This window comes from Amycolatopsis sp. NPDC005003, assembly GCF_053600695.1.
In genome coordinates, this window is sequence record NZ_JBSGAI010000030.1 from 24,641 (window position 1) to 42,257 (window position 17,617).

Annotated in this window: 16 protein-coding genes; 11 read left to right on the plus strand and 5 right to left on the minus strand. The window is 69.9% G+C overall.

Annotated features, from left to right (window positions below):
* Positions 1-13: 13 nt before the first annotated feature.
* Positions 14-769, minus strand: a complete 756-nt coding sequence (locus tag ACWED2_RS30385; protein WP_449693927.1) for a lysophospholipid acyltransferase family protein — start codon at positions 767-769, stop codon at positions 14-16.
* 313 nt (positions 770-1,082) lie between these two features.
* Between ACWED2_RS30385 and ACWED2_RS30390 the strand changes: the two genes are divergently transcribed.
* From ACWED2_RS30390 to ACWED2_RS30430, 9 genes are read left to right on the plus strand one after another with little or no spacing between them, the layout of a single operon-like run.
* Positions 1,083-1,901, plus strand: coding sequence for an isocitrate lyase/phosphoenolpyruvate mutase family protein (locus tag ACWED2_RS30390; protein WP_449693928.1), 819 nt, complete (start codon positions 1,083-1,085; stop codon positions 1,899-1,901).
* Positions 1,898-3,013 (plus strand): phosphonopyruvate decarboxylase, encoded by a 1,116-nt coding sequence (gene aepY / locus ACWED2_RS30395; RefSeq protein ID WP_449693929.1) that lies wholly within the window; start codon positions 1,898-1,900, stop codon positions 3,011-3,013. Before ACWED2_RS30390 ends, aepY begins: the two co-directional genes overlap by 4 nt.
* The gene (locus tag ACWED2_RS30400) at positions 3,010-4,098 is read left to right on the plus strand and encodes a pyridoxal-phosphate-dependent aminotransferase family protein (protein ID WP_449693930.1); all 1,089 of its coding nucleotides are present in this window, start codon (positions 3,010-3,012) and stop codon (positions 4,096-4,098) included. The genes aepY and ACWED2_RS30400 overlap by 4 nt, the downstream gene beginning before the upstream one ends.
* Positions 4,095-5,807, plus strand: coding sequence for an FAD/NAD(P)-binding protein (locus tag ACWED2_RS30405; protein ID WP_449693931.1), 1,713 nt, complete (start codon positions 4,095-4,097; stop codon positions 5,805-5,807). The genes ACWED2_RS30400 and ACWED2_RS30405 overlap by 4 nt, the downstream gene beginning before the upstream one ends.
* A 4-nt stretch (positions 5,808-5,811) precedes the next feature.
* Complete coding sequence (locus ACWED2_RS30410) at positions 5,812-6,081, plus strand: acyl carrier protein (protein ID WP_449693932.1); 270 nt, start codon at positions 5,812-5,814, stop codon at positions 6,079-6,081.
* Positions 6,078-6,482 carry a nuclear transport factor 2 family protein gene (locus ACWED2_RS30415; protein ID WP_449693933.1) on the plus strand — a complete coding sequence of 135 codons (405 nt, stop codon included), beginning with the start codon at positions 6,078-6,080 and terminating at the stop codon, positions 6,480-6,482. The genes ACWED2_RS30410 and ACWED2_RS30415 overlap by 4 nt, the downstream gene beginning before the upstream one ends.
* On the plus strand, positions 6,479-8,092 hold the full coding sequence (locus tag ACWED2_RS30420; RefSeq protein ID WP_449693934.1) for an acyl-CoA dehydrogenase family protein: 1,614 nt from the start codon (positions 6,479-6,481) through the stop codon (positions 8,090-8,092). Before ACWED2_RS30415 ends, ACWED2_RS30420 begins: the two co-directional genes overlap by 4 nt.
* Positions 8,093-8,095: 3 nt before the next feature.
* On the plus strand, positions 8,096-9,829 hold the full coding sequence (locus ACWED2_RS30425; RefSeq protein ID WP_449693935.1) for an AMP-binding protein: 1,734 nt from the start codon (positions 8,096-8,098) through the stop codon (positions 9,827-9,829).
* Positions 9,826-10,533 (plus strand): lysophospholipid acyltransferase family protein, encoded by a 708-nt coding sequence (locus ACWED2_RS30430; protein WP_449693936.1) that lies wholly within the window; start codon positions 9,826-9,828, stop codon positions 10,531-10,533. Before ACWED2_RS30425 ends, ACWED2_RS30430 begins: the two co-directional genes overlap by 4 nt.
* A 2-nt stretch (positions 10,534-10,535) precedes the next feature.
* On the opposite strand, the gene ACWED2_RS30435 is transcribed toward ACWED2_RS30430, so the two are convergent.
* From ACWED2_RS30435 to ACWED2_RS30450, 4 genes are read right to left on the minus strand one after another with little or no spacing between them, the layout of a single operon-like run.
* Positions 10,536-11,921, minus strand: a complete 1,386-nt coding sequence (locus ACWED2_RS30435) for an MFS transporter (protein WP_449693937.1) — start codon at positions 11,919-11,921, stop codon at positions 10,536-10,538.
* Complete coding sequence (locus ACWED2_RS30440) at positions 11,908-13,113, minus strand: FAD-dependent oxidoreductase (RefSeq protein ID WP_449693938.1); 1,206 nt, start codon at positions 13,111-13,113, stop codon at positions 11,908-11,910. The genes ACWED2_RS30435 and ACWED2_RS30440 overlap by 14 nt, the downstream gene beginning before the upstream one ends.
* The gene (locus ACWED2_RS30445; protein WP_449693939.1) at positions 13,110-13,979 is read right to left on the minus strand and encodes a sterol desaturase family protein; all 870 of its coding nucleotides are present in this window, start codon (positions 13,977-13,979) and stop codon (positions 13,110-13,112) included. Before ACWED2_RS30445 ends, ACWED2_RS30440 begins: the two co-directional genes overlap by 4 nt.
* Before the next feature lie 42 nt (positions 13,980-14,021).
* Positions 14,022-15,218: an acyltransferase family protein gene (locus ACWED2_RS30450; RefSeq protein ID WP_449693940.1), complete on the minus strand. Its 1,197-nt coding sequence runs from the start codon at positions 15,216-15,218 to the stop codon at positions 14,022-14,024.
* 360 nt (positions 15,219-15,578) lie between these two features.
* On the opposite strand from ACWED2_RS30450, the gene ACWED2_RS30455 reads away from it, so the two are divergent.
* Positions 15,579-16,319, plus strand: coding sequence for an SDR family NAD(P)-dependent oxidoreductase (locus tag ACWED2_RS30455; protein WP_449693941.1), 741 nt, complete (start codon positions 15,579-15,581; stop codon positions 16,317-16,319).
* Positions 16,320-16,361: 42 nt separating this feature from the next.
* Entirely contained in the window at positions 16,362-17,582 is a 1,221-nt protein-coding gene (locus ACWED2_RS30460; RefSeq protein WP_449693942.1) for a cytochrome P450, read from the plus strand.
* Positions 17,583-17,617 lie beyond the last annotated feature (35 nt).

Consider the following 17,617-nt stretch of genomic DNA (forward strand, 5'->3'; position numbering starts at 1 on the left):
CAATGCCCGGACGTCAGCGCTTCGCCGAACGGCGCGCCTCCGCTTCGGCTTTGTCCAGCTCCTCGGCGGCCTCGGGAGTCGGCGCCGCCCCGCCGATCCGCACGGGGTGGAACCTCGCGTCGGCATCGGCGAACCGGGGGTAGGCGTCCTGGACTTCGTGCAGCATGACCTGCATGACTTCCCGCAGCCGTGCGGACATTTCGGGCACGGTGGCGTCCGGCGGCATCGTGATCGGCGCACCGGCCCGCACCACGATCGGCGTCCGGCTGCGCCCCAGCCGCTTCGGCAGATCCTTTGTCCACACCCGTTGTGAGCCCCACACGATCACCGGGACGATCGGCACGCCGGCCTCCTGCGCCATGCGCACCGCGCCGGACTTGAAGCGCCGCAACTCGAAGCTGCGCGAGATCGTCCCTTCCGGGAAGACGCCGACCAGTTCGCCCGCACGCAGGGCGGACACCGCCGCACGGTAGGCACCGGCACCCGCCGAACGGTCGACCTCGACGTGCTTCATGGCCCGCAGCGGCGGCCCCGCAACCGGGTGGTCGAACACCTCCTTCTTGGCCAGGAACCGGATCACGCGACCACGCTGGAGGGCGGACAGCCCGACGTACGCGTAGTCGAAGAAGCCGACGTGGTTCATCGCGATCACGGCACCACCGGTGTCCGGGATGTACTCGGTCCCCGACCTGGTGAACCGCAGGCCCTGCAACGCGAACAACGTACGGGCGGCGACGATGACGGACCGGTAGACCGGCTCGAATCCCATGGCGGCGAGTGTAACCACGCCGTCGCGGAAGACAGTCGCATGCGACCGGCGTCGCGGAATCCTCGGCTTGCCTACTCGATCTTGAAACGACCGCGGCGCCGCACCACCCCGGTGAGTCCTCTCCGTGGAACGTCAAAATGAATCCTCGACGAACGTTATCCTCGCAAGGTAACGTGGCGGGAACGGCCGCCACTGGGGGCAGCTGAGCCGCATATTGTGCTTCCGGCATCCGTTAGGGGGAATATTGCTTGACAATGTCCGCTCTGTCGCCGCCAATGAGAAATGGCGGGCAATCGGAGACACCGAACACATCTTGACCGCCGCCGGCGCCCACAACGGCCTGAGTGCACGCTTGGTCGACGAAGCCGGCTTCGACTTCGTCTGGGCGAGCGGCCTGGAGATTTCCGCCTCGCTCGGCCTCGCGGACGCGGACATCGTCGGGCGCACCGAGTCCGCCCAGGCGGTGAGCGCGATCCAGCGCGCCACCTCGCTGCCCGTCATCGTGGACTGCGACGCGGGGTACGGCAACGCCGTGAACACCTGGTACACGGCCCAGAACTACTTCGAGTCGGGCGTCTACGGCCTCTGCCTGGAGGACAAGACGTTCCCGAAGATGAACAGCTTCGCCGAGCACAGCCACGCACTGATCCCGATCACGTCCATGGTGGGCAAGCTCGAAGCGATGCGCAGCTGCAAGGTCGTCGAGCAGCAGCAGGTCATCGCGCGCACCGAGGCCCTGATCGCGGGCGCGAGCGTCGACGAGGCCCTGGAACGCGGCCTCGCCTACGCCGAGGCGGGCGCCGACGCCGTTCTCATCCACGACAAGACCAGGCACGCCGAGAAGCTGTTCGAGTTCGCCGAACGGTGGACCTCGCCGGTGCCGCTGGTCTGCGTGCCGACGACGTTCTACGAAGTCACCACCAAGGAGCTGGAGCAAGCCGGCTTCTCCCTGGCGATCTACGCCAACCAGGGCATCCGGTCCCAGATCGCGGCCGTCAAGCGCGTCCTCGCCCAGATCCGGGCCGACGGGACCAGCCGGCAGGTCGAGGGGGAAATCGCGCCGGTGAAGGAAGTCTTCGCCATGCAGCGCCTCGACGAGGTCACGGAACTGTTCCAGAGGTACGTGAGGTGACCGACCAGCACATCAGCCCGGATTCCTTCCACGCCTCGGTCGACGAGGCGCTGGGGGGTGCCGATCTCGCGGCCGGGGTCCCCTGTTCCCTGCTGGGACCCTGGCTGCAGGAGCTCGATTCCCTCGTGCCGCAGCACATCCGGAGCACCAACGAGGGCGAGGCGGTCGCGGTCGCGACGGGTTCCCGGCTCGCGGGGAAGCGGCCCGCCGTGTACCTGCAGAACTCGGGGCTCGGCAACGCCGTCAATCCGCTGACCTCGCTGGCCGCCCCCTTCGGCGTGCCGTTGCTGCTCGTCGTGGGCTATCGCGGCAGGCCCGGTTCGGCCGACGAACCCCAGCACCGGCTGATGGGCGCGGCGACGACGGGGGTGCTCGACGCGATCGGCATCGAGCACGCGGTCGTCGAAGACCACACCTCCCTGCAGCTCGCGGCCGGGAAGGCGGCACGGGCGATCCGGGAAGGACGCAGCCACGCCTGGCTCGTCCCGAAGGGCGTTTTCGCGAAGCAGCGCGAGGAAGTCTCCGCGAGCACCCTGCCGAACCGGCGTGAATTCATCGAACTGCTGGCGAAGATCCGGGTGGAGCACTCCCTGTCCGTCATCGCCACCACCGGGATGTCCGGGCGCGAGCTGGAGTCGATCTGCCCGCGGGACGAGGACCTGTACATGGTCGGCTCCATGGGCTGTGCGCCGAGCCTCGCCCTCGGTGTGTCCCTCGGGGCGCCGACGAACCGGCTGGTGGTGCTCGACGGCGACGGCGCGTTGCTGATGCGCCTGGAAAGCATGGTGGCCCTCGCGCGCTACGCCACGGTCCCGATCACCCACATCGTCGTCGACAACGGCTCCTACGATTCGACGGGGGCGCAGGCGACGCTCAGCGGTGAGGTCGACTTCGAAGCCCTCGCGAAAGCCGCCGGCTACCGGTCGGCCGCCACCGCGGACAGTCTGGCCACGGCGGACGCACTGCTGCGCCGGTCCTTTGCCCTCACGACGCCCGGCCCGCACCTGTGCGTGCTGAAGGCACGTCCCGGTGACGTCGTCCCGGTGGGCAGGCCGCGGCTCGAGCCGCGCGAGCAAGGCGCCCGGTTCACCGCGGCGGTGATCGGCGGATGACCGCGCCGTGGCCACGGCGCCCGCTGTTCAACCCGGGCCCCGTATCGCTCTCCCCGGCCGTCCGGGAAACCGCTTCGTGGCCCGAGATCGGGCACCGTGACCCGGACTTCCAGGTTCTCTTCGGCGCGATCCGCGAGCGCGTCCTGGCGGTCTACGAACCACTCCTCGGGAGTACGCACGAGCCGGCCGTCTTCGCCGGATCGGGGGCCACCGCGGTCGACGCGATCGTGCTGGACGCCGCCAGGGAAGGCGGCGCAACCGCGGTCCTGGTCGGCGGGCCGTACGGGGAACGGATGTTCCAGACGTTGTCCGCGGTCGGATATCCGGCCTACCGGATCGGCCACCGGCCCGGCGAACCGCTCGTGGACGCCGTGCGGGCCGGGCTCGAGCCGGGCACGCACCGGCTCGCCATGGTGCACCACGACACCTCGACCGCCACGCTCGGCGACCTGGCGGGCGCCGGCGCGCTGTGCGAGCAGGAGGGCCTGGGCCTCGTCGTGGACGCGGTGAGCAGCTTCGCGTGCGAAGACCTGGCCGCACCGGCGGGTGTCCGCACCTGGTGGGCGACGTGCTCGAACAAGGCGCTCGAAGCACCGCCGGGGCTCGCGATCTGCCTGCGCCCGCGCGACGTTCCCGAAGCCGCGGCCGCGGTCCGCGCACCGATCACGCTCGACCTCGGCAGGCACGTCGCCCACCAGTCCGGACAGGACCTGGCCTTCACGGTCCCCACCCAGGTCGCCGCCGGTCTTTCCGTGGCGCTGGACGAACTGGCGGCCGAAGGCGGCTGGCCGAAACGCAACCTCCGGTACCGCAACCGCAGTGAAGCGCTCAGGGAAAGACTGGCCGGGCTGGGGCTGTGGCCCGTCATCGAGGACGTCGAGCAGGCGAGTGCGCTCACGCTGGCCCGGCTGCCGGCCGGGTACTCCTTCGCGGCGCTGTCGGCCCACCTCGCCCGGAGTGGTCTGCGCGCCTACGCGGCGCAGGGCGAATACGCCGGCAGCTGCTTCCGGATCAGCACGATGGGCGCCATCACGCACGACGACCTCGACCGGCTGGCGGCCGCGCTCGAAGAGATCGTCCGATGAGCGGTGCCAGAGCCGCGCTCGTGGGCGGCGGGCCGCGGGCGACCTACCTGCTGCAGAGCCTCGTCCAGCTGCTCGACGACGGGGCGACGAGCTGGTTCGACGAGATCGTCGTCTTCAACGCCGCGGGCGTGTTCGGGGCGGGCTGGGTGCACGACCCCGGCCTGCCCGGCTACGCCGTGCTGAACCGGTCGGCCGAAGGCCTTTCGCTCGGCCCGCGGGAGCGGACGCTGCACTCGTGGCTGGCCGAGAACGGCCCGGGTGAGCCCCGGTCGTGGGCGCTTCGCGCGGAGCACGGGTCCGCGCTGGACCAGGCGTTCCGGCGAGCGTGCCGCGAACTGGCCGAACGGCACGGGATCCAGGTCCGCCCGGTGCGGGCGCTGGTCGTCGACATCCGGTCCACCCGCGGCCGGGGGCCGTTCACGATCGTGACGGCGACGGAACCGCCGTTCGTCGCCCACGCGGTCGTGCTCCTGGTGGGGCACGAGGCCGGGCACCGCGATCTGCTGCCGGACACGGCGCGAGCGCCGTACCCGCTGCCGGATTCCCCGCTCCCCGGCAGCACGGTCAGGATCGACGGCACCGGGCTCACCGCCATCGAGCTGGCCCTGCACCTCACCGAAGGCCGGGGCGGGCGCTTCGTCCCGGACGCCGGCGAGCGCTACCGGTACCGGGCGTCGGGCCGGGAGCCGGGCCGGATCACCATGGTCAGTCCCAGCGGGCTGCTGCCGCTGCCCCGCCCGCTGGACGCGGACCGGCCGGTGCCGGACATCGAACCGGTCTTCCTCGACCCGGCGACGCGCGGACCGGACGTCACCGTGGACATGATCCGCACGATGATCCTCTCCGAACTCGTCGTGGTGCACGCCGCGGCGCTCCGGTGGGGCGACCCGTCGGAGCTGCCGGAGCGCCTGGCGGAATTCCGGGATCTGGCCGGGCTCACCGGCTGGACGAAGGTGGCCGAGGCCGTCGACCGGCTGCTGCCCCGGGAGCTGCCCCGCATCACCGAGCACCCGCTCTTCCAGGTCTACGTCCTCAAGTCCGGCTCGCGGCCACCGGTCGGCGAGCTGCTCGAGAACGCGACCATGACCGCGCGGCGCGGCATCGCGGGCGACGCACTGTGCGCCGCGCTCGAGATCGTCCTGCGGCGGCTGCGCCCCGCCATCCAGCTGCTCTGCGACCGGCGGCTGCTCAGCCCGGAGCAGGACCGGGCCGTCCGCCGGGACCTGTTCCCGATGATCGGCAAGTGCGTGAACGGCGCCAGCCGGGAATCCACCCGGCGGGTGCAGGCCCTCGTCGCCGACGGAATCCTGGAGGTGCTGCCGCGCCGGCTCGCCGGCCCCGCGCCCGGCCACGTCCTTTCCGGGCGGATCGCCGGGTCGAACGAGCTGGCGCCGAGCGCCACCCTGACGGCGCGGTTGATCGGCAAGGGGCAGCTGAGCACCGGGCGGAAGGCCGGGTACGAGGGCGTCGTGGTGAACGACCGGTTCCAGGTCGTCACCGCCGAAGGCCACGCGGTCCGGGAGTTCTTCGCGCTCGGGGCTCCGCTCGAGGGCTTCAAGTCGTTCCAATTCTCGGCCGCGCGTCCGGCCGCCGGCCACGAAGTGCTGGACGAGGTCCGGCTGGTCGGCACCACCCTGCTCGGACTGCACGAGCCGAGGCACCAGCTCGTCCACGCGCCCGCTGGGGGCGGCACCACGAGGGAGGACTGATCCCATGACAGACATCGGCACCACGGGAACGGCGTTGCAGGCACGGATCACCAAGTTCGTCGTCGAGCGCGCGTCCTACTACCTGGACCTGCCGGACTCCGCGGTCGACGTCGACCGGCCGCTCGGCGACTACGGGGTCGACTCGGTCTACCTGCTCAGCATCGTGACCGACCTGGAAGAGGAACTCGACGTCGAGCTCGACCCCGCGAAGCTCGCGGAAGTGCGCACCGTGCGGGAGCTCGCGACCAGGGTCGCCGACGAGGTGCCCGAGTGACGACTGCGCGGACGAGCTCGATTTGCGCGGCGTTCGAGGCGGCGGCGGTCGCCGGCGACCTGCCGGCCCTCGAACGCATGCTGACCGGCGACGTCGTCCTGAGGAGTCCCGTCATGCCGAAGCCCTACCAGGGGCGCGAGGCGGTCATGGGACTCCTCTCGGCGTTGTCGGTCGCCCTCGACGAAATCAAGTACCCGGAGCAGCCGATGGCGGCCGGGACCGGTGACCGGCAGCGGTACGCGCTGCAGTTCGAAGCCCGGGTCGACGGCAAGGTCGTCCACGGCATGGACGTGCTCACCGTGAAGAACGACCTGATCCACGAAATCGTCGTCTACGCCCGGCCGATGCCGGCCCTCATGACCCTGGCCAGGGCCGTGGGGAAGGCGGGAGGCCTGCAATGATCACCGGAACCGCCGATCGGCCGCCGATCGACTTGGGCGACTTCTTCGCCGAAGACAACCCGTGCGGCCTGCACGCCCTCAACGACCGGTTCGACCGCCGGGTCTACCCGGGTGAGGTCGAGGACGCCGCCCTTCGCTCGGGCTTCGACAAGTACGTGGTGCCGCAGGCCCTCGGCGGCCGCCTGACGGATCCCGGCGACCTGTTCGCCATGGCGCGCCGGATCTCGCAGCGGTCCATCACGCCCGCCATCAAGTACGGGTCCAGCCTGCTGGGCGCGAACCCCGTGTGGCTCTGGGGCAGCGACGAGCAGCAGGCACTGGTCGCCTCCCGGCTGCTGAACGGCGGCGTCACCAGCTTCGCGGTGTCGGAACGGGACGCCGGCAGCGACCTCCGGGCGACCGCCACCGGGTACCGGGTGACCGGCGACGGCGGGATCGAGCTCCGCGGCGAGAAGTGGCCCATCGGGAACGCGGCGCGATCCACCGTCTGCACCACCCTCGCCTGTTCGGACCGCGGCAAGCTCTCCCTGCTGCTGGTCGACCGGGCCGCCGGCGGCGCCATCAGCACCGGGGAGCCCGCCGTGTGCCTCGGCTTGTGGGGACACGACCTCGGTGGCATCCGGTTCGAGGGCCGGGTGCCGGCGACGGTCGTGGGGCCGGAATCCATCGGTGTCGCCCAGGTGCTCAAAACCCTGCAGGTCACCCGCACCGTGATCTCCGGGTTGTCCTTGGGCTGTCTCGATTCCGCGCTGGCGATCGCCGTCAAGTACGCCGACCGGCGCCGGCTGTACGGACAGCCCATCTCCGCCCTGCCCGAGGTGCGCGAGGAAATCCTGGCGATGGCGCTCGACGCCGCGCTGGGCGAGTTGTTCGCCCACGTCTCGCTCCGCTCGCTCGTCCTCCGGCCGCAGAGCTTCGCCCTGTGGTCGTCGATCACCAAGGCCGGCGTACCGCACCTCGCGGAAGGCGGGATCCGGGGGGCGCAACGCGTTCTCGGCGCCCGTAGCTTCCTCGACACGCCGTACGCCCGGCGCCTGCACCAGATTTCGACCGAGCACGACATCGCCGGCATCTTCGAGGGCACGTCGCACGTCAACCTGCGGAACCTCCTCGACCAGGCCGGCACGGAACTCCAGCCGCACGACCCCGAAGCGCTGGTACCGCTGATGTCCCTGGACGGCCCGCCGCTGGTCTGGCAGCCGTCCGGCCGCGACCTGCGGGTCACCAGCCTCGGCGACAACCCCATCCTCGCCGGCCTGGTCCACGGCCTCGAAACCGGCACCACGCCGATCGACCTCTGCCGGGCGGAGGCGAACGCGCTCCTCGAGCACCTCGCCCGCGTGCGGCAAGGAGCCCGCTCTTCGGCCACCGGTTACGCGCTCGTCTGGCTGCACCTGCTCGGCGCGGTGTGCGGCTTCCTGACGGTCAACGCCGACGTCCTGACCAGCTGCCAGAAGGACATCGCCGAACTGGCCGCCATCCGGGCGCTGCACCTGCTCGGCGTCCGCTCGACCTACCCGGACGTGCTCGCCGGCCGCGTGATCGACCTCGTCCTCCAGGAGAACCGGGCCGGCTGGCCCGCCATCAGCATGTTGACCGAAAAGGCGTGACCGATGCAGCCGTTGTTCCTGGACCAGTGGACGGCCAACGTTGCGAACGACACCGTCCACACGGTCGGCTTCTGCGAGTTCGAACGGGACGAAATCGTCATCGAGAAGCGGGGGTTCGCCGAGATCGACACCGAGGCGCGGCGGCTCGCGTCGGCCTTGGGCGAGATCACCCACCCGTGCGTCGTCATCGCGCTGGACCACCGGATCGAGTTCGTCCACGCGTTCCTGGCCTGCCTGCTGCGCAAGGTTCCCGCTGTCCCGCTGCCGCCGCCTTCCGGTGGTTCCCGGGCGAAGGAGCGCTTCGCCAGGATCGTGAACGACGGCGAAGGCGCCCTGATCCTCACTTCCCGGACCGCGATCCCGGAGGAGCAGGCCGGTGACTTCGGCCGGTCGCGGCTGCTCTACGTCGAGGATCTGCCGGCCGGCACCGATCCCTGGCCCGGAACGCCCGCGGTGTCCGGGGACGACGTGGCGATGGTGCAGTTCACGTCGGGTTCCACGTCGTCCCCCAAGGGCGTCCCGATCACGCATCGCGCACTCGGGGCGAACCTGCGCTCCATCGTCGAAATGACCGGACTGACGGCGGACGACGTCGGTGTCGGGTGGATCCCGTTCCACCACGACATGGGACTCATCGGTAGCTTGCTGCTCCCCCTCTACCGGGGGTGCACCGTGAACTTCATGACGCCGTCGGCGTTCGTCCGGCGCCCCGGTCGCTGGCTGGACCTCATCGGGTACGTGCGGGCGACGATCACCGTCGCACCGGACTTCGCGTACCGCCTGTGCGTCGACCGCGTGCCCGCGAGCTGGTCGGGCGACCTGTCCACGCTGCAGGCCGTGCTGAACGGCTCCGAGCCCCTCAACCACGCGACGCTGAAGAAGTTCGAAGACCGCTTCGCCGGTGCGGGCTTCGACCCCGCCGCCTGGATCCCGTGCTACGGAATGGCCGAGGCCACGCTGATGGTCTCCGGCCGGGCCAGGGGCACCGGCGCGATGAGCCGGTTCTTCTCGGCCGAAGAGCTCGACCACACCGGAGTCGCGCGGCCGGCGCCCGACGAGCGGACCGGGCGACGCCTGGTGAGCTCCGGCTCGCCGGTGGGCTGCGAGGTCGAGATCCGCCAGGGCGGGCTGCCGGTGCCGGAGGGCACGGTCGGCTCGGTGGTGATCCGCGGGAGCAACGTCTTCGACGGGACGTACTGCCGCTCGATCACCTCGATCCCGGCCACGTCGGCAGCGCCGGAACCGCCGTGGCACGTATCCGGCGACATCGGCTTCTTCCACGACGGCGAACTGTACGTCTGCGGCCGCGAAGCCGACCTGATCAGCCGCAACGGCGTCAACTACCACGCCGTCGACATCGAGCGGAAACTCTCCGAAATCGCGATGCGCGAGATCCCCTCCGCGGCGTTCGGCGTCGCGAACGGAACCCACGACGAGGCCATGGTCCTCCTGGAAGCTCCCCGCACCCTGTTCCGCGACGCCGGCGATCTGGGCGCGGTCCTCGACACCTGGGGCCGGGAACTCGCGGCAGCGCTGGACCTCCCGCGCGTCGGCATCCAGATCGTCCCCGCGGGCTCCCTGCCGCGCACGACGAGCGGCAAGGTCCAGCGCGGGCTCGCGCGCAGCCGGTTCCGCGACCGGCAGTTCCCGGTGTTCGGCACGAGCACGGTGGCGGCGGACATCGCGGCGCTGGTCACGACCCCGCAGAACTCCGGAAGCGAAGTAGGTGCGTCATGATCAACCCGCGGCGGGAATGGCACCGGCGTGACCTGAAGCCGTCGTTCTTCGTGCTGAGGTACGTCTTCCCCGGCCCGATCCTGAAGGCGATCATCCGGCCGCGGGTGAAGGGCCTCGAGCGGCTCGCCGCCGAAGGCCCCGTCATCCTGGCGCCGAACCACCTTTCGCCGTTCGACCCGTTCCTGCTGTCGCTGGTGTGCCCGCGGCGGATCATCTTCCTGGCCAAGCGCGAATACTTCGAAGCGCCGGGGATCCGCGGCGCGCTCATGCGCACGCTGTTCGAGAGCCAGGGACAGATCAGCACCATCCGGGGCGGGACGATCGGGGGCCTCAACGCGGTCGACGCCGCCGTGGCGAGCCTGGAAGCGGGAAAGGTGTTCGGGGTCTTCCCGGAGGGCACGCGGGGCCGGGCGGGCCGGCTCTACCGCGGGCACACCGGGGTCGCGCAGGCGGCGTTCCGCGCCGGGGTGCCGGTGCACCCGGTCGTGATCACCGGGACCGAGGCCTTTTCGGTCAAGGCACTGCTGACCGGAAAGCTCACCCACTGCACCGTCGAGATCGGCGAACCGATCGCCCCGCCTCCGGACGTCAGCCCGAAGAGCCCTAAGGAAATGCACAAGTTCACCAAGCAGGTGATGGCCAGGATCGCCGAGCTCGGGAACCTGGAGATCCAGGAGACGTTCTCCCCCGGCCGCGCGACCTGACCTCAGCTCCGGCCGGGCCGTGACCGCAGCGCCACGGCCGTGGTGATCGCCCCGGTGATCATCACGGCCGTGCTCAACACGAGAACCGCGGCCGCCCGCGTGCCGGGCAACCAGCTCCAGGAGCCGTCGGTCCGGTCGACGTGGGCGAGCGCCACGGCCGCACTGGCGCCCAAAGCGGCGCCGAACTGCCGCCCGAAGTTGTAGAACCCCGAACTCGCTCCGCTCAGCGAAGGCTCGACGTCACGGATCGAGACCGCGCTCAGCGCCCCGAAAACGCAGGTGGAGGCGATCCCGCAGACAGCGGAGAGGCCGAGCAGGGTGGCGATGGGCGTGCCGGAACCGCCGCGAAAAGCCAGGAACCCCACGCACAACGAGAAGAGCACGAACCCGCTCAGCACCAGGTGCCACTCGCGCCCGCGAGACGTCTGGCGCGCGGCCACCGGCGCAAAAAGCAGCGCCAGCACGGCCATCGGGGTCAGTATCAGTCCTGATTGGACTTCCCCGAGCCCGCGGTCTTCCCGGAGGTACTGCATCACCGCGGCGAGCATCACGGTGGTGGCGAAGCCGAGCTGCACGGCCACCACCGAGGCGAGCGTGAAGTTGCGGACGCCGAACATCCGCGGCGGGCTGATCGCGGTGTCGGCCGGCAGGACCCGCTGACGCCACCGGAACAGGAACAGCGCGGCCACGCCGGTCGCGAGGAGCACCAGCGCCACGACGACGTCCGCGCCACCGACCAGCAGACCCGCGCAGATCGTCAGCGGGAGGACGAAGCTCAACACCCCGCTCAGCGGGTCGACCCGGGACATCGAGCCGGCCCGGTCCGGTTCGGACGACGCCGCGATCAGGCAGAGGGAGACGACACCCAGCGGCACTTGGCCGAGGTAGAACAGCCGCCACGAACCGACCACCGTGGCCACCCCGGCGAAAGCCGGGCCACCGAAGAACGCGATCACGACCACGACGCCGTGCGCGGTCATGGCCGCACCCCGCAGCCGCGCCGGAACGTGCAGCTTCAGCAAGCTGAGCAGCTGAGGCGTGGCGATTCCCCCGAGCAGTCCCTGGCACGTTCGCGTCAGGATCAGGAGCGGGAACGTGTCCGCCTGGCCGGCGGCGAGCGTGGCGACGAGAAAGCCCGCGGTGCTCCACAGGAGCAGCCTGCGGTGGCCCAGCCGGTCGCCCAGCCTCCCCGCCACCAGCAGCGGCGACGCGTAGGCGACGAAGTAACAGGCGTACACCAGTCCGGCACGCCCCTCGCCGAAGTAGGCACCCACCGCGTCGCGCAGCGCGATGGTCCCGGAAGCGTCCACCAGGATCAGGAAGAGCACCGACACGACCCCGGCGACGAGCAGGACCGGCCGCGCCGTCTTCGATTCAGAGGTGGTCACGGAGATGGCCTCGGTAGTCCGCTCCGGTGAGGCCGGCCCGGGCCCGCTCGTGGCCGATCGGCCGGGCATCCCGCGCCGGATCGATCTCGCCGCTCACCACGCGCGGCAACAGGCCCGCCTGGATCTCCGCGCACGCCATCGCGGCGCCCTTGCAGCGAAAGCCGTTCAGCAGGATCAGGCGCTCCACCGCCGGCGGCACCATACCGAGCAGGAGGCCGTCGTCCCGAACCGACTGCCGGACGTCGGACGGCAGGTGGGGAAGCGCCCACTCGTAGCCGGTCGCCGACACCACCACGTCGTACCGCCCCTCGCTGCCGTCCACGAACCGGACGCTGCTCTCGCCCAGGGAGCCGACCGCCGGCCGCAAGGTCACCAGGCCGTGCCGCAGCACGTGGAGAAAGAGGTCGGAGACCACCGGCATCGCCCCGCCCGCGGGTTCCGGCAACCCCCACTTCTCCTGGCGCCCGACCAGGAGACGCAGGAGGTGCGGCGTCAACCGGCGTTTGACCGGCGAGGTGACGCGCCCGACTGCTCCGGACGAGCCGGACACGCGGGCGGGCTTGCCGAGGAGGTACTTCGGGACGATCCAGCTGGGCGACCGGAAGCTGCAGTCGACGTCGTTGCCCCGCAGGGCGAGATCGCTCGCGATGTCCACACCGGACTGGCCGAGCCCGATCACCAGGCAGCGCGCTCCCTGCACCGACGCGAGCTGCCGGTACTCCGACGAGTGCGCGTGCCGGTAGGTCGTACCGCCGTCCGGAAGCGCCGGCCCCCGCGAGCGGTTGTTCCGGCCGGTCGCGTTCACGATCCAATCGAACTCCCCGGCGAACCCGCCGTCCGCCCGCACCTCCCAGCTCCCGCCGAGCGGGCGGCAGTCCCGCACCCGGACCCCGAAGACCCTCTTCTCCTTGCCCTCCGGCACCGCCCGGGACAGGTACTCGGCGTACTCCCGCCAGCGCAGGAACCGGTCCGGTTCGGCCACGTGCGCCCGGTCTTCGCCGAACACCGAGTCCCCGTGCGGAGTGATCATCAGCAGCGACGGGTAGACCTTGCCGGCCCGGGACTCCTCGTGCCACAACCCGCCGGGGACCTCGTCCTCGGACAGCCAGGTCACCTCGAAGCCGGTCCGCTGCAGGCTACGGACCGCCGCGATGCCGAACAGGCCCGAGCCGAGGACGGCGACCGACGTCATCGACGTCCCGGCTCGGGGGCCAGGTCCGCGGTCTCCTCCGGGCCGCTGCCCGGCGGACCGAACAGGTACTTGAGGCGCTCCCGCCCGGTGCGTGCCTTGCGCACGTCCCGCCACAACTGCTTGAACTCGAAGGTCTGCAAGCCGACCACGTTCTGCGTCGGCGGCGGCGTGGTCAGGCCGTAGGTGGGCCGTTCCTCCTCCTCCTGGAACGTGCCGAACAGCTTGTCCCAGACGATGAGGATCGACCCGTAGTTCTTGTCGATGTACTTCGGCTCGATGCCGTGGTGCACGCGGTGGTGCGACGGCGAGACGAAGACCTTCTCGAACCAGCGCGGCATCCGCTCGATCTTGTCCATGTGCGCGAAAACGCCGTAGACCAGGTGCCAGGCGTGCATGTTGAAGACCGCCTGCGGCGGGTAGCCCAGCAGCGGCAGCGGCGCCCAGACGAGCTTTTCGAACCACTGCGACCACTTGCGGCGGAACGCGGTGGAGACGTTGAGGTAGTCGCTCGAGTGGTGCACCTGGTGCCCGGCCCAGAGCAGCCGCCGTTCGTGGGCGTTGCGGTGGTACACGTACACCAGGAAGTCCACCGCGACGAACAGGAGCAGCCAGTCCTTCGGGGACTCCAGCCGGCGCTTGCTGGGTGCGACGCGCTCGTACAGGAAGGTGTACGGGATCGTCATCAGGGCACGCATCGCGGTCGAGAAGCCGAGACCGATCAGTCCCTCCGCCACCGACGTCGCGGTGTCCTTGATGTACCGTTGGCGATCGTCGCCCTTCTGGTCCTGAATCGCGTCGATCGCCTCGGCGACCAGGACCACCGAAATGGCCGGCAGCGCACGTTTGATCGGATCCTTGAACTTCAAGACACCTCTCCCCATGAGTTCAACTGAGTCCCCACCCGAAATTCATTTCTTCGCTTTTCGCAGCCGTCTCGACATCGGCACTTCGATGTATTTGTGCAGCGCCCACGCCGCAATGGTGCAGATCGTGAAGGACAGCAAGCCGCTGAAGATGGTGAGCAGCACCGGCAGATTCACCGACGGTTCGGGAATGATCCCCAGCGCGACGTACAGCTGCAGGATCACCGGCTGCAACGGGAGGAACGCGAGCACGTGCACCAGGTAGAAGCTGTAGGACCGGTCGCCGAACCACACGAACGGCTTGGCCCGCAGCCAGGAGGTCTCCCGTTTCAGGTCCGCCTGGGACAGCGTCGCCATCAGCAGCAGCACGACGGGCAGCAGGCCGCCCACGCGCTGGATGCGGTTCGGGAGGAACAGCCAGTCGACGAAGAACATCACGACGACGATGACGAGGGTCACCGGCATGTTCAGGCCGCGCCACGAACCGCGGCGCATCAGCATGCCCACCGCCGCACCCGTGGCGAAGTCGATGAGCCGGAACACCGGGAAGATCATGGTGAACCAGAAGGTGAACTCGCCGCCCTGCTCCGCGTGGTTGAAGAACGAGGTGCCGGGCGGCTGCGCCAGCGTGAACGTGTCGCCGACCAGGAAGGGCAGCCACCAGGCCAGCGCGAGCAGGACGACCACCATGATCCGCAGCAGCCGGTCGGTCGCCCTGGACAGCAGCAGGAGCATCGCCGGGAAGACCAGGTAGAAGAACACCTCGACGCTGAGCGACCAGGAAACCGGGTTGATGCCGTAGATGATGCCCTGGTCGGGCACCCACGCCTGCAGCAGGAAGATGTGCAGCAGGACGTTCCCGAGCCCGGTCGGCAGGTGCAGGATGACCAGCGCCGCCGTCGCCAGGATGGTCGTCACGAAGTAGATCGGGAACAGCCGGGCGAACCGGCGTTTCCAGAACGCCTGCGCCGTGTCGTCCGGCCGCGCCGCCCACGCCATCACGAAACCGCTCATCGCGAAGAAGACGTTCATCCCCGCGTACTGGATCGGCACGAGGATCGACGGCATCGGGGTGCTGACGAACCGCATGTGCCCGTCGACCGGCAGCAGGTGAAGCGTGGAGAAGTGCGCGAGGAAGGCCAGCGCGGCGAGCAGACCGCGCAGTCCCGTCAGCGAATGGAGCTGGACCCGCGGCGTCGGCGTGAGCGGAAGCGGGTCGTGAATCTCCTTGCTCAGGCTCATCTATTCCCCGATCGGCGAGTCGCACCGGCGAATTTCGTCCGCGCGCTTTCCCCTGCCCAACAATGCCCCCAAGTGCCGAGTCCGAATAGCCTATCGGTCCGCCTCCGCCCCGCATCGCCCGGCGGCCGACACCCGTATACTTGCACAGAGTTTGCCCAACGTCCATAACGGCGGACTTGACGCAAGTGCGATCATGGGCGGAGCACAGGCCACTATCGCCGACATTGTTAGGAAAATTTTAGTGCACTTTTAGCAGCCATTAAGAATAGGCCAGCCCGCACCGCGGGCGAACGCATTCGCCGGCACCGGACGGCTCCACCCACCGCGAGCAGCCGCTCGCCGACAGCACGGGGTACCTGCATGGACGAACGACTCACCGGCAAGATCGCGATCGTGACGGGCGGCAACAAGGGCCTGGGGCTGGCCATGTCGGAGGCGCTCCTCGCCGAGGGGTGTCGGGTGGTGTGCGCCTCGCGCACCCCGGGTGGGACGGACCAGCTCCGGCAGCGCTTCGGCGACCGGGTCCTGCACTGCGAAACCGACGTCACGAACCCGGACTCGGTGACCGGCGTCCTGCGGACCACGCAAGCCACGTTCGGTGGGGTCGACATCGTCGTCTCGAACGCCGCGGTGCGCCACGACGGCTTCGTCAAGAAGCTTCGTCTCGAGGAGTGGCGCGAGACCATCGACACCGTCCTCACCGCCACGTTCCTGCTGACGAACGCCGCCATCCCGTACCTGGCCGAGCGGGGCGGGCGGATCATCAACATCTCGTCGGGCATGGCCCGCCGCCCGATGCCCGGCGCCGCCGCGTACAGCGCGAGCAAGGCGGGCGTCGAGATGCTCACCAAGACCAGCGCCGTGGAGCTCGCCCGCTACGGGATCACCGTCAACTGCATCTCGCCGGGGCTGTTCGACGTCGGCATGGGCGCGGACCTCCAGCAGGTGCCGGGCCTGTGGGAGAAGTACCTGGAGAAGATCCCGCTCGGCCGCGCGGGCACCGGCGAGGACATCGGGCGGGCGCTGGTCTACCTCTGCACCGACGCCAGCAGTTACGTCAACGGGCACGTCCTCGAGATCGACGGCGGCTACCTCGGCTGAAGCCGCTCGGGCGGTCCATCCATTCGGGAGGGAAGAATGGTCGTGCGAACACCCCCGGACCTCAGCGCGGAAGTCGGCGCGATGTTCACGAACCAGCGCAGTGAGGCCGTGTACGAGTTCTACCACGCCGTGCGCGAGCGGTCGCCGTTCGCCGTTCCGGGGCTCAACATGGTCTGCGTCGGCAAGTACGAGCACGTCACGGCCGGGTTCCGGCTGGCGGGCCTGGTCAAGCAGGACCCGCAGCGGCGGGATGTGAAGCACCCCGGCTGGCGGGACCGGGTCGGTCTTTCCCAGTTCTACCAGTCACTCCTGTGGCACAACGGCGACACCCACCGCCGGCTGCGCGGGCTGGTCAACAAGGCCTTCACCCCGAAACGGGTCGCCGAGCTCGCCGACGGCATCACCCGGATCACCACCGGTCTGTACCACCGCATGGAAACAGCCGGCCCCGAAGCGGACCTGGCCCGCGACCTCTGTTCGCGCATCCCCATGCAGGTCATCGGGAACCTGGTCGGCGTCCCCGAGGAAGACCAGTTCGAGCTGCTGCCGCACGTCCTCGACTTCCTCCTGGTCATCGATCCCGTGCACGCGGCGGAGGCGTCGGACGGCGCCGTCGCGGCCGGGCAGACCCTGCACGACTACTTCCTCGACCTCGTGGCGGAACGCCGGCGAGCGCCCCGGAACGACCTCGCTTCGGCGTTGATCAGCGTCCGGGACGAGGATTCCTCGATGCTTTCGGAAGCCGAGCTCATCCAGACCGTCTTCCTGCTGTTCGCCGCGGGTTTCGAGACGACGACCAACATGCTGGGCAACGGCTGTGTCGCGTTGCTCGGCAGGCCGGAAGTCGTGGCCGAGATCCGGCGTGATCCGGCGGCCGGCGGGCAGGCGGTGACCGAAGAGGTCCTGCGGTACGACCCGCCGCTGCAGTTCGTCAGCCGCATCGCGGCGGAGCCGGTCGTCATCGGCGACACGCCGATCGCCGCCGGCACCGAAGTCGTCTTCATGCTCGGTTCGGCGAACCGCGATCCGGCGGCCTACGAAAATCCCGACAGTTTCGAACTCGGCCGATCCCGGGCGCCGCTGGCCTCCTTCGGCTTCGGCTCGCACTTCTGCCTCGGGGCCGGGCTGGCCCGGCTGGAAGGCAACATCGTCTTCGGGTCGCTGTTCGAACACTTCCCGAAGCTCGCGCCCGCGGGCGAGCCGGTGCGGCGCAGGACGTTCAACATGAACGGGTACGAGACCATCCCGGTGACGCTCGGCTGAGCCGGTGGTGCTGCCGTCCACTGTGGACGGCAGCA

Coding starts and splice junctions, on each gene's coding strand:
- ACWED2_RS30385 (WP_449693927.1), bottom strand. CDS start 769: ATGGGATTCGAGCCGGTCTACCGGTCCGTCATCGTCGCCGCCCGTACG.
- ACWED2_RS30400 (WP_449693930.1), top strand. CDS start 3,010: ATGACCGCGCCGTGGCCACGGCGCCCGCTGTTCAACCCGGGCCCCGTA.
- ACWED2_RS30405 (WP_449693931.1), top strand. CDS start 4,095: ATGAGCGGTGCCAGAGCCGCGCTCGTGGGCGGCGGGCCGCGGGCGACC.
- ACWED2_RS30410 (WP_449693932.1), top strand. CDS start 5,812: ATGACAGACATCGGCACCACGGGAACGGCGTTGCAGGCACGGATCACC.
- ACWED2_RS30420 (WP_449693934.1), top strand. CDS start 6,479: ATGATCACCGGAACCGCCGATCGGCCGCCGATCGACTTGGGCGACTTC.
- ACWED2_RS30425 (WP_449693935.1), top strand. CDS start 8,096: ATGCAGCCGTTGTTCCTGGACCAGTGGACGGCCAACGTTGCGAACGAC.
- ACWED2_RS30430 (WP_449693936.1), top strand. CDS start 9,826: ATGATCAACCCGCGGCGGGAATGGCACCGGCGTGACCTGAAGCCGTCG.
- ACWED2_RS30440 (WP_449693938.1), bottom strand. CDS start 13,113: ATGACGTCGGTCGCCGTCCTCGGCTCGGGCCTGTTCGGCATCGCGGCG.
- ACWED2_RS30450 (WP_449693940.1), bottom strand. CDS start 15,218: ATGAGCCTGAGCAAGGAGATTCACGACCCGCTTCCGCTCACGCCGACG.
- ACWED2_RS30455 (WP_449693941.1), top strand. CDS start 15,579: ATGGACGAACGACTCACCGGCAAGATCGCGATCGTGACGGGCGGCAAC.